Origin of the sequence: Rhodoferax fermentans (assembly GCF_002017865.1) — a bacterium.
In the GTDB taxonomy this organism is placed as follows: Bacteria; Pseudomonadota; Gammaproteobacteria; order Burkholderiales; family Burkholderiaceae_C; genus Rhodoferax; species Rhodoferax fermentans.
The window spans coordinates 3212863-3227746 of sequence record NZ_MTJN01000002.1 but is presented as its reverse complement, the minus strand read 5'-3'; the positions used below and the strand labels follow the sequence as shown (position 1 = coordinate 3227746).

At 63.1% G+C, this 14884-nt stretch carries 16 protein-coding genes and 2 riboswitches; of the genes, 5 read left to right on the top strand and 11 right to left on the bottom strand.

The window, feature by feature from the left end; all coding sequences use genetic code 11:
- Positions 1-177 precede the first annotated feature (177 nt).
- Positions 178-275: riboswitch (TPP riboswitch) on the top strand.
- Positions 276-314: 39 nt separating this feature from the next.
- From thiM to thiD, 3 genes are all read left to right on the top strand, one after another.
- Positions 315-1163, top strand: a complete 849-nt coding sequence (thiM, locus tag RF819_RS15050) for a hydroxyethylthiazole kinase (protein ID WP_078365738.1) — start codon at positions 315-317, stop codon at positions 1161-1163.
- A 3-nt stretch (positions 1164-1166) separates the two neighbouring features.
- Positions 1167-1832 carry a thiamine phosphate synthase gene (gene thiE / locus RF819_RS15045; protein ID WP_242472949.1) on the top strand — a complete coding sequence of 222 codons (666 nt, stop codon included), beginning with the start codon at positions 1167-1169 and terminating at the stop codon, positions 1830-1832.
- 161 nt (positions 1833-1993) lie between these two features.
- Positions 1994-2950 carry a bifunctional hydroxymethylpyrimidine kinase/phosphomethylpyrimidine kinase gene (gene thiD, locus RF819_RS15040; protein WP_078365736.1) on the top strand — a complete coding sequence of 319 codons (957 nt, stop codon included), beginning with the start codon at positions 1994-1996 and terminating at the stop codon, positions 2948-2950.
- A 110-nt stretch (positions 2951-3060) separates the two neighbouring features.
- Here thiD and RF819_RS15035 read toward each other — a convergent pair whose 3' ends face one another.
- The 8 genes from RF819_RS15035 to RF819_RS15000 form a co-directional block, all read right to left on the bottom strand.
- Positions 3061-4023: a thiamine phosphate synthase gene (locus RF819_RS15035; RefSeq protein ID WP_078365734.1), complete on the bottom strand. Its 963-nt coding sequence runs from the start codon at positions 4021-4023 to the stop codon at positions 3061-3063.
- A gap of 10 nt (positions 4024-4033) precedes the next feature.
- Positions 4034-4855 (bottom strand): thiazole synthase, encoded by an 822-nt coding sequence (locus tag RF819_RS15030; RefSeq protein ID WP_078365733.1) that lies wholly within the window; start codon positions 4853-4855, stop codon positions 4034-4036.
- Between the two features lie 16 nt (positions 4856-4871).
- Positions 4872-5069, bottom strand: a complete 198-nt coding sequence (gene thiS / locus RF819_RS15025) for a sulfur carrier protein ThiS (protein WP_078365732.1) — start codon at positions 5067-5069, stop codon at positions 4872-4874.
- Positions 5066-6232, bottom strand: coding sequence for an FAD-dependent oxidoreductase (locus RF819_RS15020; protein ID WP_078365730.1), 1167 nt, complete (start codon positions 6230-6232; stop codon positions 5066-5068). The genes thiS and RF819_RS15020 overlap by 4 nt, the downstream gene beginning before the upstream one ends.
- The gene (locus RF819_RS15015; RefSeq protein WP_078365729.1) at positions 6229-7539 is read right to left on the bottom strand and encodes a purine-cytosine permease family protein; all 1311 of its coding nucleotides are present in this window, start codon (positions 7537-7539) and stop codon (positions 6229-6231) included. Before RF819_RS15015 ends, RF819_RS15020 begins: the two co-directional genes overlap by 4 nt.
- A 77-nt stretch (positions 7540-7616) precedes the next feature.
- Positions 7617-7725: riboswitch (TPP riboswitch) on the bottom strand.
- Between the two features lie 195 nt (positions 7726-7920).
- Positions 7921-8967 carry an NAD(P)/FAD-dependent oxidoreductase gene (locus RF819_RS15010; RefSeq protein WP_078365728.1) on the bottom strand — a complete coding sequence of 349 codons (1047 nt, stop codon included), beginning with the start codon at positions 8965-8967 and terminating at the stop codon, positions 7921-7923.
- 23 nt (positions 8968-8990) lie between these two features.
- Positions 8991-9320, bottom strand: coding sequence for a ferredoxin FdxA (gene fdxA, locus RF819_RS15005; RefSeq protein WP_078365727.1), 330 nt, complete (start codon positions 9318-9320; stop codon positions 8991-8993).
- 107 nt (positions 9321-9427) lie between these two features.
- A complete protein-coding gene (locus RF819_RS15000; protein WP_158081295.1) occupies positions 9428-9946 on the bottom strand; it encodes a DUF4405 domain-containing protein in 519 nt (172 codons plus the stop codon).
- A gap of 172 nt (positions 9947-10118) precedes the next feature.
- Here RF819_RS15000 and RF819_RS14995 point away from each other — a divergent pair, with 172 nt between their 5' ends.
- Both RF819_RS14995 and RF819_RS14990 read left to right on the top strand, forming a co-directional pair.
- Entirely contained in the window at positions 10119-11156 is a 1038-nt protein-coding gene (locus tag RF819_RS14995; RefSeq protein WP_200224208.1) for an extracellular catalytic domain type 1 short-chain-length polyhydroxyalkanoate depolymerase, read from the top strand.
- Between the two features lie 97 nt (positions 11157-11253).
- Positions 11254-12624 carry a TrpB-like pyridoxal phosphate-dependent enzyme gene (locus RF819_RS14990; protein WP_078365724.1) on the top strand — a complete coding sequence of 457 codons (1371 nt, stop codon included), beginning with the start codon at positions 11254-11256 and terminating at the stop codon, positions 12622-12624.
- Here the strand turns inward: RF819_RS14990 and serB are convergent.
- The 3 genes from serB to RF819_RS14975 all read right to left on the bottom strand — a co-directional run bounded on the left by serB (position 12621) and on the right by RF819_RS14975 (position 14878).
- Positions 12621-13334, bottom strand: coding sequence for a phosphoserine phosphatase SerB (gene serB, locus RF819_RS14985; RefSeq protein WP_078365723.1), 714 nt, complete (start codon positions 13332-13334; stop codon positions 12621-12623). The genes RF819_RS14990 and serB overlap by 4 nt on opposite strands.
- A 94-nt stretch (positions 13335-13428) precedes the next feature.
- Positions 13429-14055, bottom strand: a complete 627-nt coding sequence (locus tag RF819_RS14980) for an energy-coupling factor ABC transporter permease (protein ID WP_078365721.1) — start codon at positions 14053-14055, stop codon at positions 13429-13431.
- A 58-nt stretch (positions 14056-14113) separates the two neighbouring features.
- On the bottom strand, positions 14114-14878 hold the full coding sequence (locus RF819_RS14975) for an NRDE family protein (RefSeq protein WP_078365720.1): 765 nt from the start codon (positions 14876-14878) through the stop codon (positions 14114-14116).
- Positions 14879-14884: the final 6 nt, after the last annotated feature.

Genomic DNA, 14884 nt, shown 5'->3' with positions numbered 1-14884 from the left:
ATAGCTACTGCAGCAGCAGTGATTAAAAGTGCAAGAAACAAAAGTTCATGATAAACGACTTTTGTGGATTTGACTATCCCCAAAATGTGAGACGCAGACATTGCGACCACTGCATCAGCGACATCTGAAAGTTTCGTCAGACCGCTATCGCCGGACACTCCCCGCATCCGTCATAATTCCCCCTGCTAGAGGTGCCACCCGTTTTCGGTGGCTGAGAAATACTCTTAGAACCTGATCTGGGTCGTGCCAGCGTAGGAAAGCGTCAAAAACTTGCTTAGCGTCGTGCGACTTCGGGTCTTTAACCTGTGACGGCCATGACGACTTTTTCCAACGCTTTAACACCTTCTGACATCTGGGCTGACGTGCTCGCGGTGCGCACGCAGCGCCCGCTGGTGCATTCCATCACCAACCTGGTGGTGATGAACTACAACGCCAACTTCCTGCTGGCCATGGGCGCCTCACCGGTGATGGCGCACGCACACGAAGAGGTGCGCGACATGGCGGCCATCGCGCAGGCGCTGGTGCTCAACATCGGCACCTTGGAGCCCTATTGGATCGAGAGCATGCGCCAGGCGCTGGCTATTGCCGCTCAACGTGGCATCAAAACCGTGCTGGATCCAGTGGGTGCGGGGGCTACAAGCTATCGTAACCAGAGCATTTCTGCCTTGCTGGCCCAGGCCAGCCCCTCGGTGATTCGGGGCAATGCGTCCGAGATCATGAGTGTGGCGGGTGTGGCGGTGCAGACGCGCGGGGTGGACAGCGGCGCTGCCGTCAGCGACGCCCTGCAAGCCGCACGTGACCTGGCAAAGAGCACCGGCGGTGTGGTGTGTGTCAGTGGTGAGGTGGACCATGTGCTGGACGCCAGCGGCCGCCACGTGAGTCTGTCCAACGGCCATGAGTGGATGACGCGTATCACTGGCGTGGGCTGTTCTGCCACCGCGCTGGTGGGGGCGTTTTGTGCGGTGCAGCCCGATGCCTGGCGCGCCACGGTCTCGGCCATGGCGTATCTGGGTGTGGTGGGGCAGGTGGCCACACAGCAGGTGCAGGCCCAGGGTTTGGGTGTGGGCAGCTTGCAAATTGCTTTGCTGGACCAGTTGCAGCTGCTGGACCGGGTGACCTTTGAGTCTGTGCTCAAAATGGCCTCTAGTCCAATCACTGCCTGAGCCATGCACTCCGATTTTGTGAGTGATATGGCGCGCCCAAACCGCGCGGCGGTGGCCGATCTGGTGCGGCTTTATCTGGTGACCGACCAGCAGGCGCTACGCGGTCGCAACCTGACGGACGTGGTGATGGCGGCGGTGCAGGGCGGCGCCACCTGTGTGCAGCTGCGTGAAAAAACCAGCAACACGCGCGACTTTGTCGCGCTGGCGTGTGCGCTTAATGATTTGTTGACACCGCTGGGTGTGCCGCTGGTGATCAATGACCGCATTGACGTGGCCTTGGCCTGTGGTGCGCAAGGTGTGCACCTGGGTCAGTCGGACATGCCGGTGGAGTTGGCGCGCCAACTGCTGCCAGCGCAGGTGTTCATCGGCCTGTCAGTCGAGTCACTCGACGACGTGCACCGCGCTGCCAGTTGGCCAGTGGATTACCTGGGTGTCAGCCCGGTGTTCCCGACCCCCACCAAAACGGACACCGCGCCGCCTTGGGGGCTGGCTGGTTTGTCTGCCGTGCGGGCTGTGACCGATTTGCCGCTGGTGGCGATTGGTGGCATCCATCTGAGCAATGCGGCTGAGGTGTTGGCCGCCGGGGCCAACGGGCTGGCGGTGGTCAGTGCGTTATGTTCGGCAGACGACCCGGCAGCGGCGGCACGGGCTTTTCGGGCGCTGTTTTGAGCCGACTGGTTTGGTAAATGCCACTCTCAAGCAAAAAGTGTCTAGACCAGTTTCCCCTCACCCCAGCCCTCTCCCAGAGGGAGAGGGAGTGAAGCCCAGGCTTCTTCTATTTTTTCAAGCCTTTTTGGCCTCTAGCACTTGTGGCATAAGGACAGTTTGTTATGACTTTTGAACTGACACAGCGTTACCCCCATGTTTTGTCGATTGCGGGTTCGGACAGCGGTGGTGGCGCGGGCATCCAGGCGGATTTGAAGACCTTTGCCGCTTTGGGTTGTTTTGGCATGACGGCTATCACCGCACTCACCGCACAAAACACCTGTGGGGTGCGCAGCATCCACGGTGTGCCGCCCGACATACTGCGTGACCAGATCGACGCGGTGATGGAAGACATTGGCGTGGACGCGGTCAAGATCGGCATGTTGCACGCGCCAGACATTGTGCGCACCGTGGCCCAGGCGCTGGACAAACACCAGCCACCGCATGTGGTGTTTGACCCGGTGATGGTGGCCACCAGCGGCGCGGTACTGATCGACGCGGAGGCCATCCATGTGCTGGTGGCCGAGCTGTTTGCCCGGGTGGCGCTGATCACCCCCAACCTGGACGAGGCCGGTTTGCTGGTGGGCAAACCGCTCAGCAGCGTGCAAGACATGTTGCCCGCCGCCCAGGCGTTGCTGGGCCAGGGCGCGCGGGCGGTGTTGCTCAAAGGTGGCCATTTGCCCGGCGAAGAGGTGGTGGACCTGCTGCTGGCATCGGGCGCCGAACCCGTCTGGATGCATGGCCCACGCATCCACAGCCCCAACACCCACGGCACCGGCTGCACCTTGTCGAGCGCCGTGGCCGCCTATCTGGCGCTGGGCCACACCCTGCCAGACGCGGTGCAACAGGCCCGAGAATTTGTGCGCCAAGCCATGGCCGCCGGCGCCACCGTCAAAACCGGCCAAGGCAGCGGCCCGCTGAACCACGGCTTTGCGCCGGTGGTGATGCGGGTCTGTCCGTGCTCAGAGAGTTCGCCTGCACCACGCGCAAAGATTGCCGATTTGCTGGTGATGCCAGACACGGATGGTCTTGATGGTGAGACTCCGCGCTTGCGGGACCTTGGGCGGCCCAACGAGCACTGACAAGGCCGTCATTAGTTATTGCGCCATCCGTTACTGTTGTCATTCAGGCTGAGCCTGTCGAAGCCCTTCGACAAGTTCAGGGCGAAAGGTTCTGACTTGATGAGGCCAGATCAATAGGCTGGCGGACCGAGTTGTTCCATTCGCGCCAGCAATGCATTTGCCGCCGCCTCTGGCTGGTCTGCCGCCACCAGCGCCCGCACCACCCCTACAGACCCGACCCCACACGCCAGCACAGCGCCCAAGCGATCCAGGTCGATGCCGCCAATGGCCACGGTGGGGTAGTGGCGCAGCAAGCGGCTGTAGACCTGCAGACGCGCCAGACCTTGGGGTGGGGTGGCCATGCGTTTGAGGGTGGTGGCAAACACCGCGCCCATCGCGATGTAGCTGGGGCCATGGTGGGCGGCGCGCAGCATCTCGGCATATCCGTGGCTGCTGATGCCCAGGCGCAGCCCGGCGCTGCGGACGGCGCCCAGGTCGGCCTCGCTCAGGCTGTCCAGGTCTTCCTGCCCCAGATGCACACCGTAAGCCCCGGCCTCGATGGCGGCCTGCCAATGGTCGTTGATGAACAGCAGCGCCTCGGTGCCGCGCACCGCCTCGACCGCTGCACGCACCTCCTGGGTGATGGTTTGTGCGTCGTCGGATTTAAAACGCAGTTGTACCGTGGGCACCCCGGCGCGCGCCATTCGACCCACCCATGCCGCGTTAGGCAACACCGCGTACAGGCCCAATTTCTGCGGGCAGGGGGCAAAGACCTCGGTGTCCGTCCGGGGGCGCAGGCCAAAGTCCTCGGGCTCGGTGGGCCACTGGTCGGTGTCAAACTGGCCGGTGCGCTGGGTTTGGGCTTGCCAGGCGCGGGCTATTAACTGGGCGTCGGCCTCGTCAAAGTCCAGCGCCAGGCAGGCTTGGTGGGCGGCCTGGTAAACCTCGGTGCTTGCCTCATCTTTGATAGCTGTTGGCCCTTGATGGATAAGGGCTGGAGGCTCAAAAAGCTTAGAAGTCTTGGAGGCGCCAAGTGCCAGCGCGGCATGGGCATTAACTATGGCTTGCGCCAGGTGGCTCACGGTGTGGGTCATAGAGCGGGTATCAGGTCTGGTGCCAGAACGGGGTGCCTAACACCGGTGTGCTGGGCACGGCGGAGGCTTTTTCGGCCATGGTGCCGGCCAGAAAAGCATCACGCCCGGCCTGGGTGGCGGCGGCAAAAGCACCAGCCATACGCACCGGGTCGTTGGCCAGCGCCACCGCGGTGTTGAGCAAGACGCCGTCAAAGCCCCATTCCATCACCTGCGCCGCGTGTGACGGTCGGCCCAGGCCCGCGTCCACCAGCATCGGCACTTTCAGGCGGGCGCGCAGGGTCTTCAAGGCATACGGGTTGATCGGGCCTTTGCCGGTGCCAATCGGCGCGGCCCAGGGCATCAGCGCCTGGCAACCCACATCGACCAGCCGCTGGCATAACACCAGGTCGTCGGTGCAGTAGGGCAGCACCTTGAAGCCGTCCTGGATCAGCTGGCGGGCGGCGTCGACCATGTTCAGCGTGTCGGGCTGCAGCGTGTAGTCGTCGCCAATGAGTTCGAGCTTGAGCCACGGGGTGTTAAACACCTCACGCGCCATCTGCGCGGTGGTGATCAGTTCGGCCACCGTGTGGCAACCGGCGGTGTTGGGCAACACCGGCACACCCAGCTCGGCCAGCAGTTGCCAGAAGCGGTTGGGGCTTTGGCTGCTGTCCAGGTTTTGCCGACGCAGCGAGGCGGTCAACATCGCGGGTTGGGCGCGTTGCACCGCCGCCTGCAGGATGCCGGGAGACGGGTAACGCGCGGTGCCCAGCATCAGGCGGCTGGCGAAGGACTCACCGTACAAAATCAGCGGGTCGTTCGGTGGGGTGTCAGGGGAGATGTGATCTGTGTTCATGGATGTAACGATGGGTTCAGCCGCCCACCACTGGGGCGATCAATTCAATCTGGTCACCCTCTTGCAGCGGGGTCTGTGCATACTGGGTGTTGGGCACAAATTGCCGGTTCAGCGCGGCCGCAAAAGGCGGTGTTAACTGGCTGGTTGCCACCGCCTGGGCCAGTGTGGCCCCGGCGGGCAACTCACAGGGTTGTTGGTTGAGGAACACCTTCATGGCGCGGCCTCCAGGCAGGCCGAGAGCATCGCGCCGCGACTGTTGTCACCCTCTCCCGCCTCGGGAGAGGGCCGGGGTGAGGGGGCACTGGTTTGGACCAAACCGGTTAGCCCCAGGCCTTGTGCCAGGGGCGAGCTGCCGCTGGCCATCAGCTCCAGCACCACATCGTGCATCGCGGGGGCGATCAAATAGCCGTGCCGGTAGAAGCCGTTGACCTGCAAACAACGTGTGCCGAGCCAGCGCACCGTGGGCAGGTTGTTGGGCAGGGCCGGGCGGCACTGCGCCACCAGCTCCACAATGCGGGCCTCGCCAAAACCGCTGTCCACGGTGTAGGCAGCGCTGAGCAGCTCAAGTGCCGAGCGCAGGCTCATCGGTGAGGTGTCGTCCGACTCGATTTCGGTGGCGCCGACCAAAAAGTAGCCCTCTTGTTTAGGCGCGATGTAGATCGGGTAACGCGGGTGGATCAGCCGGGTCGGGCGCGACAGGCGCACCTGGGGCGCGTGCAAGGTGACGATCTCGCCACGCACACCGCGTAACTCAGGCCACTGCGGCTGCGCACCCAGGCCACGGCAATCGAGCAGCCAGTCGGGCTCACCGGCTTGGCCAGGGCTGAAGTCGAGCGGGCTACGCGGGCTGGCCCAGTGCAAGTCCACACCCAGGCGCAGCATCTGGAACAGCAGCGCGTCCATCAGTTGGTGGTTGTCGAGCTGGCCTTCACCGGGCAGGTACAGGCCGTGGGCAAAACGGCTGCCCATGCCGGGTTCCAACACCTCTAGCGCTGCTGAGTCCAGCGTTTGTGGCTGCGGCAGATCGGGCAGGCGTGCGCCGGTGGCGGCCAGCAGCTGGCCAAATCGTTGGGCATCGGGCGCGTCTTGGCGGTGCCAGACCACCAGTGTGCCTTCGCGCTGGAAAAACACCGGGGTGTCGAGTGCGGCGATCAGCTCGGGCCAGCGCGTCAGGCTGTGTTGGCCCAGGCGCACCACCTCGTCCTCGGCTACCGCCGACTCGGCCAGTGGCGCCAGCATGGCGGCCGCGGCAAACGCGGCGGCACCGCGCGAATCGGCCGCACGTTCCTCAAAAACAGTCAGTGTGTGGCCTGCGCGTGCCAGTGAACACGCCAGCAGTCGGCCCATCAGGCCGGCACCCAAAATCGTGATGTTCATGCGTGCACCTCACGCAAGGCAGCGGTCGTGGGGCGTGTCAGCCAGGCCAGGGTGAAGGTCAGGGCCAGCGTGGGCAGGGCAGAACCCCACTGCGGCGCGTAGTTGGCCAACAGGTGATAACAAACAATGCCCAGCAGCCACAGGCCAGCGGCCATCCAGTCCACGGCTTTGTTGGAGACGGCCAGGCTGGGTGAACCCAGCGCCAGCCGCCCCAGAATCACCCCATACAGCGGTACGAACACCGAGCTGAGCAGCAGCAAAAACGGCTCCAGACTGTGCATTGGCAACACCAGCGCCAGTGCGGTACACAGCACCGCCAGCACCAGGCCCCATTGGCGGATGCTCCAGCTGCCGCGCAGGCTTTGGCCCGACACCGAAGCGGAGTACACATCGCCATAAGCGTTGTCGATTTCGTCCACCAGAATCAGGCTCAACGCGAGCAAACCCCCTTGTGCCAGCAGCAGCGCGGTGACCAGGTCGGTGCCCGGCTGCGCCACACTCACCACCATCACCCCCAAGGCGTAACACCAGATGTTGGCCAGCGCGTAACCGAGCCAGGTGCCACTCATCGCGCTACGGCCGTTTTTGCCGTGGCGCGCGTAGTCGGCCACCAGCGGCAACCAGGACACCGGCATCGCAATCACCAGATCCATCGCTGACAACAGGCCCATGCTGCCGTCACCCTGGCGTGCCCAGAATGCGGCGAGCCCTTGCGCCTGCAACTGGCTGCCAAACTGCCAGCTCAGCCACAGCAGCGAGGCAATCACCAGCGGCAAGGCGATGTGGCTGATGAGTTGGCGCACCAAACGGGTCATGGAACCCGCCAGCAGCGCCACCAGCACGCTCCCCCAGAGCAGGGTGCTGACAAGCAGGCCTGAGGTGTCACCCAGGTCCAGCCCGAAGGACTGCAGGCTGATCGCGCGGGTGCCGTCGCGCATGATCACCAGCTCAAACGTGGTCCAGCCGATCAGCTGCACCATGTTCAAAAGTACCGGCAGGCGTGCAAACTGGCTGCCAAAGCCGGCGTGCATCAGGCCCGCACTCGACAGGCCGGTGCTGCAGCCCAGCCGCGCGGTCCAGGCCAGCAGGCCGGCGCCGACCAGCGAGCCCAGCACAATGGCCACCGCCGCGTCGCGGCTGCCCACGGCAGGCACCAGGTAGGCGCCGATCTGCATCACCAGCAGGCCCACACCCAGGCTGAACCACAGGGCGGTGTGGTCACTCCAGCTGAAAACCCGCTCGCTGACGGCGATGGGTGAGAGCGCCGAATTCGACGCCGGGTTGGGTGAAATAGGTTTGTTTGCCATCCGTTTGCTCCATGCAAAAAGTTGGCAGGTCAGCGTAGATCGTGACGGGTAAACGTTGTCTGAGAAGGCGGCAACCCCCGTGCTTGGACCAGCTTCCCTGCGCGAGGATTACCTCAATCAGGTTCAAAGGGACTCTCTCAGTCGGCCCACAGCGTGTGCTGCGGGCCAACACCCCTAGCGTGTGCACCAGGTGACTGGCGCGTGGCGGATTCTAGCCTGCGTGACCCTGCACCAGGCTGACATCCCGTGTTGGATGCCAAATTGGCCTCTTGCCCTTATGGTATCTGGGCAGATAGCTATCAAAAGTGATAACTCTGGCCAAGGGCCGCTGTGTTGACTCGAGGGTGTTGGGCATCCAGCTGGGTGGTGCCCGAGCCGTTCTCAGGGCGCTGGCAAAACCCCAAGCCGCTGCTGCAGCAGTGCGCTGCTGGTGGTGTACTGCAGCACCGTCGAGGCTTCCGGGTGGACCAGCGCGGCCGCGCCAAACGCGGCCAAGGTGGCCTCATGGAAACCGCAGACGATCAGCTTCTTTTTGCCAGGGTAGGTGATCACATCCCCCACCGCAAAAATCCCCGGTGCGCTGGTGGCAAAGCTGGCGGTGTCCACGGTGAGCTGTTTGCGCTCCATGGCCAGACCCCATTGCGCCACCGGGCCGAGTTTGGGGCTGATGCCCTGGAACACCAGCAACAAGTCCAGCGGCAGGTTCAGGGTCTGGTCGTCCGGGGTGCTCACCGTCACACCGGTCAATCGCTGGTCGTTTGTCTGGATACCGGTGATTTGCCCGGCTTGAAAGTGGATGCGACCAGCGTCGCGCAAAACGGCAAATTCAGCCAGGGTGTCTTCGCTGGCCTGCAAGACCTCACGCCGGTAGACCAGGGTGATGCTGCGTGCTTGGCAAGCTTGGGCCAGATGGACAGCCTGGGCCACGGCCTCGTCTTCACCACCCACTATCACGATGTCTTTGTCGCTGACCAGCTCGGGCGGGGGCGCTTTGTAAAACAGCTGCTGGCCCAGAAACGGACCCAGGCCGTCGAGCTTGAGCTCTTTGGGCACAAACGCACCCACACCGGCTGCCACCACCACGGTGCGCGCCAGGAACTGCTGGCAAGGTTGGTGCTTGCGCTCGGTGCTCACCAGCCAGCGGCCGTCGGCTTGTACTTCCAGACTGCTCACAAGCTGGTCCCAATGACAACCGGGTGAAAACGGTGCGATCTGCCGCAGCAGGTTTTGCGTCAGCTCACGCCCGCTGCACACCGGCACACCGGGGATGTCGTAAATGGGTTTGTCCGGGTACAACGCGGCACATTGGCCACCCGGCGCGTCGAGCACGTCCACCACCTGGGCCTGGAGGCCTTGCAGCCCCAGTTGAAACACCGTGAACAAACCAACGGGTCCGGCGCCGATGACCAGTGCGTCGGTTTGGATCACGGTGGGGTGTCAGACGTGAAGAATCAGCGTTGCAGCTCGGAGAGCTTGCCGGTCTTGTTTTTCCAATCGTCAGCGTCAGGCAGTGGTGCCTTGCGCTTGGTGATGGTTTTCCAGCTGGGCAATTGCGCCAGCTCAGCGTTGAGCTGGGTCATGTGGCGCTGGTCTTTGGGCACATCTTCTTCGGCGTAGATGGCGTTGGCTGGGCATTCCGGGATACAGACAGCACAGTCGATGCACTCGTCCGGGTCGATCGTCAAAAAGTTCGGGCCTTCGCGGAAACAGTCCACGGGGCACACGTCGACGCAATCGGTGTATTTGCACTTGATACAGGCTTCGGTGACGACATGGGTCATGTTGAGTGGTCTACGGTTGTATTAAAAGGACGGGATTTTAAATGCTTGCGCAAGGCCTGCCGCAAGCATAGAAGTTATGCCGCCAAGACACATTGAGATGTATCAAGTCAACGCGCGGCCCCGTTGGTGTTGCTGGCGAACACCTGGCCCAGGGTACGCATCTGCTGACCCATGTCCTTGCCCACCAGGTCCTGGATGCTTTGTTCGTCGCTCTGGCTGGCCACACCGGCAGCGGCGAGGCGTGCGCGCAGCTCGGTCACGGGGATGCCCGCCACGTCGGCCACCGTGGTCAGGGAGCTTCTGGCCAAGGCCTGCACCGGTGCCACAAAGGGTGGTTTGCCACCGGCAGCTCCTCCCAGTGGCACAAAACTCAGTACCAGCAGCAGAGCACTGGCCCCCAGCACCCAGCGACCGGTGGTGTTGGCCAGGTGCCGCTTGAAGGCATTGATGTTCAGCGCCACGTGCAACAACACCCCCACCACCATGGCCCAGCCCAGCCATTCGTGCGCGGTTTTGTTAAGGCCGATGTCTATGTGGAAAAACATCAGGCTGCCCGTGACAGCCATGAGCAGAAAAATGCCGGTCACCAGCGGGGTGATCCAGGGGCGTTGTGCGTTCAGAGTCATGGTATTTCCTTGTGTGTAAAAAGGGTCAAGAGGGCTTGGGAAGGATTGTCCAAGCCGGGTTTGAAGTTGCATCAAGTGCGTGTGAACCTGCGGTAAAGCCGCTCAAAACAGGGCCATCTGTCAGCAGGTGATGGGCAGAATGCGGCTTTTATGCCGCTGTGGAGGTTTGCCCATGTTTTGCTGCCCGCCCAAGCTGTCGCCGCTCAAGCGGATGTTCTGGTTGCTGTGCGCCAGTGTGTTGTTGTCCTCATCCGCCGTGGCACAGGACGGCGTGCTGCGCCAGCGCCTCAAAGAGCGGCTGCAGCAACGCCAGGCCGAGCGTGCCCCCGCGCCGACCAGCCCGACCACCATCACCCAGCCGGGTGACTACCGCCTGAGCCTGGTGCATCAGGGCCTGTTGCGCAGTTACCTGGTGCATGTGCCCCAACGTGATCTGACCAGCCAAGCGCTGCCGCTGCTGGTGGCGATGCATGGTGGTGGTGGCAACATGGACTTCCAGGCAGACGACAGCCGTTACGGGCTGATCAGTGCCTCGGAACGTGAAGGTTTTGTGGTGGCGTTCCCCAACGGGTACAGCCGGTTTGCGGGGGGCAAGCTGGCGACATGGAACGCTGGCAACTGCTGTGGTGCGGCCCGTGACGGGCAGGTGGACGATGTGGGTTTCATCCGCCAGATGGTCAGCCAGATCAGCGCCCAGCTGCCGATCAATCCACGCCGTGTGTATGCCACCGGCATGTCCAACGGTGCCATGATGGCTTACCGCCTGGCCTGTGAGGCGCCCGATGTGTTCAGCGCGATTGCCGCTGTGGCGGGCACCGACAACACCCGTGTGTGCCAGCCGGGCAAGCCGGTGTCGGTGTTGCACATCCATGCCAAAAATGATGACCATGTCTTGTTCCATGGCGGTGTCGGGCCCGCTGCAGCCATCAAATCGGCCGAGACCGAATACACATCGGTGCCAGCCACAGTAAGCAAGTGGACCGGACTCAATGCTTGTAGCCAGGCCCCGAAGCGGATGCTGGAGCAGGCCGGTGCCCTGTGTGAGTCTTATGCACCGTGCCAAGGTGGCGCACAGGTGCAGCTGTGTGTGACCGACACCGGTGGGCACTCCTGGCCTGGAGGTCACAAGCCACGTGGTGGTGAGCCACCTTCTCAAGCCTTGTCGGCCAATGAGGTGATGTGGGACTATTTCAACCGACAACCCCTTTGAGTCAAGGGTTTCTGCCCCAGGCTGGGGCACAATTTGTGCGATTCGGACCCTGTTGTCCAGCGCCTTTTTGTCACCCTCTGAACCTGAAGGACCCGTCATGAGCAAGCAGACCAAGTTTCTCCTCAACGAAGACCAGATGCCCAAGGCCTGGTACAACCTGCAGGCGGATCTGCCCAAGCCGCTGCCTGTGGTGCTGCACCCCGGCACGATGCAGCCGGTGGGTCCGGACGACTTGGCGCCGCTGTTTCCGATGTCCTTGATCCTGCAAGAGGTCAGCACCGAGCGCGAGATCGAGATCCCCGAACCGGTGCGTGAGGTGTACCGCTTGTGGCGCCCGGCGCCGCTGTACCGCGCCCATGGGCTGGAAAAAGCCCTGGGCACCTGCGCCAAAATTTATTACAAGTACGAAGGTGTGAGCCCGGCGGGCAGCCACAAACCCAACACCGCGGTGCCGCAGGCCTTTTTCAACAAAGAGGCTGGAGTCAAACGCCTGGTGACCGAAACCGGCGCCGGGCAGTGGGGTACCTCGCTGGCTTTTGCGGGCGGGCACTACGGCTTGCAGGTCGAGGTGTTCCAGGTGCGCGTGTCCTTTGACCAGAAACCCTACCGCCGCGCGGTGATGGAGACCTACGGCGCACGTTGTGTGGCCTCACCCTCGAATGAAACGGTTTATGGCCGATCAGTCCTGGCCAAACACCCGGACCATCCGGGCAGCCTGGGTATTGCGATCTCTGAAGCGGTGGAACTGGCGGTGCAGCGTGACGACACCAAATACGCACTCGGTTCGGTGCTCAATCATGTGTTGTTGCACCAGACCGTCATTGGCCTGGAAGCCATGCAGCAGATGGAGATGGCCGACACCTGGCCCGATGTGGTGGTGGGCTGCACCGGCGGCGGCTCCAACTTTGCCGGGATGGTTTTTCCGTTCATTGGCCATGGTCTGCGTGGTGGACCCAAACCACGCATCGTGGCGGTGGAACCGGCCGCTTGCCCGTCGCTCACACGTGGCAAATACGCCTATGACTTTGGCGACACGGCGGGCATGACGCCGCTGACCAAGATGCACACCCTGGGCAGCCAGTTCACACCGCCAGGTTTCCACGCCGGTGGTCTGCGTTACCACGGCATGGCACCGATGGTGTCGCACGCCAGGGAGCTGGGTCTGCTTGAAGCGGTGGCCTACAAACAGGTGGAGTGTTTTGAGGCCGGGGTGTTGTTTGCCCGCACCGAAGGGATCGTGCCGGCGCCCGAGGCCAACCACGCGGTGCGCGGCGCCATTGTGGAGGCATTGCGCTGCAAGCGTGAAGGCAAGGCTGAGACGATTTTGTTTTGCCTGTCGGGCCATGGCCACTTTGACATGGCGTCCTACCAGAAGTACTTTGCCGGGCAACTCAGCGACGAGAGTTACGACGAGGCCGAGCTGGCCATGGCACTGGCCGGTTTGCCCAGCGTGCCCGAACCCGCTTAAGCCTGCATCACCTCCAGCAGCCGGTCGAGTCCGCCGGACTCGATCGAGACCTTGGCCTGCTCCCGCACGGCGGGTTTGGCGTGGTAAGCCACCGACAGGCCAGCCACACCCATCATCGGCAGGTCGTTGGCACCGTCGCCCATGGCAATCGCCTGGCTCGGGTCGATCCCGAGCTGGGCGCAGGTGTGCAACAGCATGGTGCGTTTTTCTGCGCCGTCGCAGATGTCGCCCCAGGCCTGGTCCACCATGCGACCGGTGAGGGCGCCGTTGGCCACCTCCAGCTGGTTGGCACGGGTGAAGTCGATGCCCAGGCGGTCGCGGATGCGGTCAGTGAAATGGGTGAAGCCGCCTGAGACCAGCAGCACCTTGAGCCCAGCGGCCTTGCAGGCGGCCACCAGCTCGGCCGCGCCGGGGTTCAGGCGCAAGCGCTCCTGGTAAATCTGGTCCATCTGCGCCAACGTCACGCCCTTGAGCAGGGCCACGCGCTGGCGCAGGCTCTCCTTGTAGTCGCTGATATGGCCTTGCATGGCGGCCTCGGTGATGGCGGCCACCTCAGCCTTGCGGCCGACCGCGTCGGCGATTTCGTCAACACACTCGATGTTGATCAGGGTCGAGTCCATGTCAAAAGCAATGAGCTTGTAGTCAGTCAGGCGCAGCGGCGGGGTGATACCTGCGATGCGCAGGCCAGGAGCAAATTCGGTGGAGGTCATGGAATGGAAAATACTATGAATAAAGTAGCTAACAGCGCCGTGTATCAAAGGGTTAGGTACCGATTTTCCTTGAAATAACGCAGCGTCGTGTGTGTCACGGCTTTTTCAGGTAGAGCCGGTCCGACCAGGTGGCCAGCCAATCGGGTTTGTAAGCGACCAGGATCGCGGTGACTAGGCCGGTCAAAAACGCGTCACCCCAGGCAATGAGCCAATGCGCCACCAGGCTCAGGTCGTTGTCCACACCCGGCAGGCTGTGACCCGCCCACTGGCCCAGCACACCGGCGATAAACACACTCACCACTGTGCCCAGAAACGCCCGCCCCAGAATGTAGACAAACAGGTGGTGCCCGATCCAGCGGCGCACGGCCAGACCCAGGCCCAAGGCCAGCGTGGCCGGCACCAGGCCCAGCCAGACGATCAGGTCCAGCGCGGTGTCCCAGCCCATCGGTGAGATCAGCGCAGCCAGCACACCCACACCACACAAGACCGGCACTGCCAGCGGCCAACCCAGCATCAGCACCAGCAGGCAGGCGCCCGAGCCCTGCAACTGCAGCGGCATCTGGTGCAGGCTGGGCAGCGCCCATAGCCAGGGCAGCAGGGTGAATGCCGCGAGCATTGGTGTCAAGCGGGTGGCGCCTTTGAGCAGCTGCCATGGGCGCAGCAGCAGCGCAGCGCTCAGGCACAGCAACAACAGGACAAGGTTGATGGATGTGGCCGACATACTACAGACGTTGTAGCGACTTGGGCTTATTGAATAAGGGCTGGAGCCACATTTGTTATCAGACTCTGGGTGCGAGTTTCGCTCGCAGGTGTCGCACCTGCAGTGGCCCCTTGGCGTCAAAACCCTGTTCGGTGAAGTCGACGTGGTCGACGCCCAGACGCACCACACTGCAAGCGCGCGTGCCGTAGTCGGGCAGGGCCACAAAAACGGCGGACAGGGCGCGCTCCAGCGGCAGCGGCACACCGGTGGTGGGCAAATCGGCATCGGCGGCGGTGCGCCGGTCCTGCAACAGTGCCAGCAATGCGGCGTCGCTGGTCTGGCCTTGTGTGAGCTGTTGTTGCAGGCTCTTGGTCAAACCGTTCAGCTTGGGCCAGGGCGTTTGAAAATCGGCGTTGGATACCGCGCCCATACCGTCGGGCAGGTCCAGCACCCGGGCGTGGCGGCTCTCCAATCCCATCAAATTGCTGCCGTCGTAGACCAGCAGGTTGAACGGGTTGTAGTTGTTGGCGTGTGGACGCAGTTCGCTCAGATAAGCCTCGGCGCTGAGATCACTGCGCAAAAAACCGCTGACCAGTTCACCCCGTGAGGGGGCGTCAGCGCGTTGTTGGGTCGGGTCGCGGTGGTTGGTCAGTGCGGCCAGCCGGCCAGAGCGGCTGACCCCCAGCCAGGTGCCACCGGCCTGTAGATCACGCCCGGCCAGGATGTCCGCGTCCTCCCACCAGCGCAGCGCGGCAGTGGGGCGGGCGTAAAACTCGTCACGGTTGGCTACCAGCAGCAGCTTGTTGGCGCTGTTTGGCTGCCAGTGCCAGGCGATCAGGCACATTTTTGC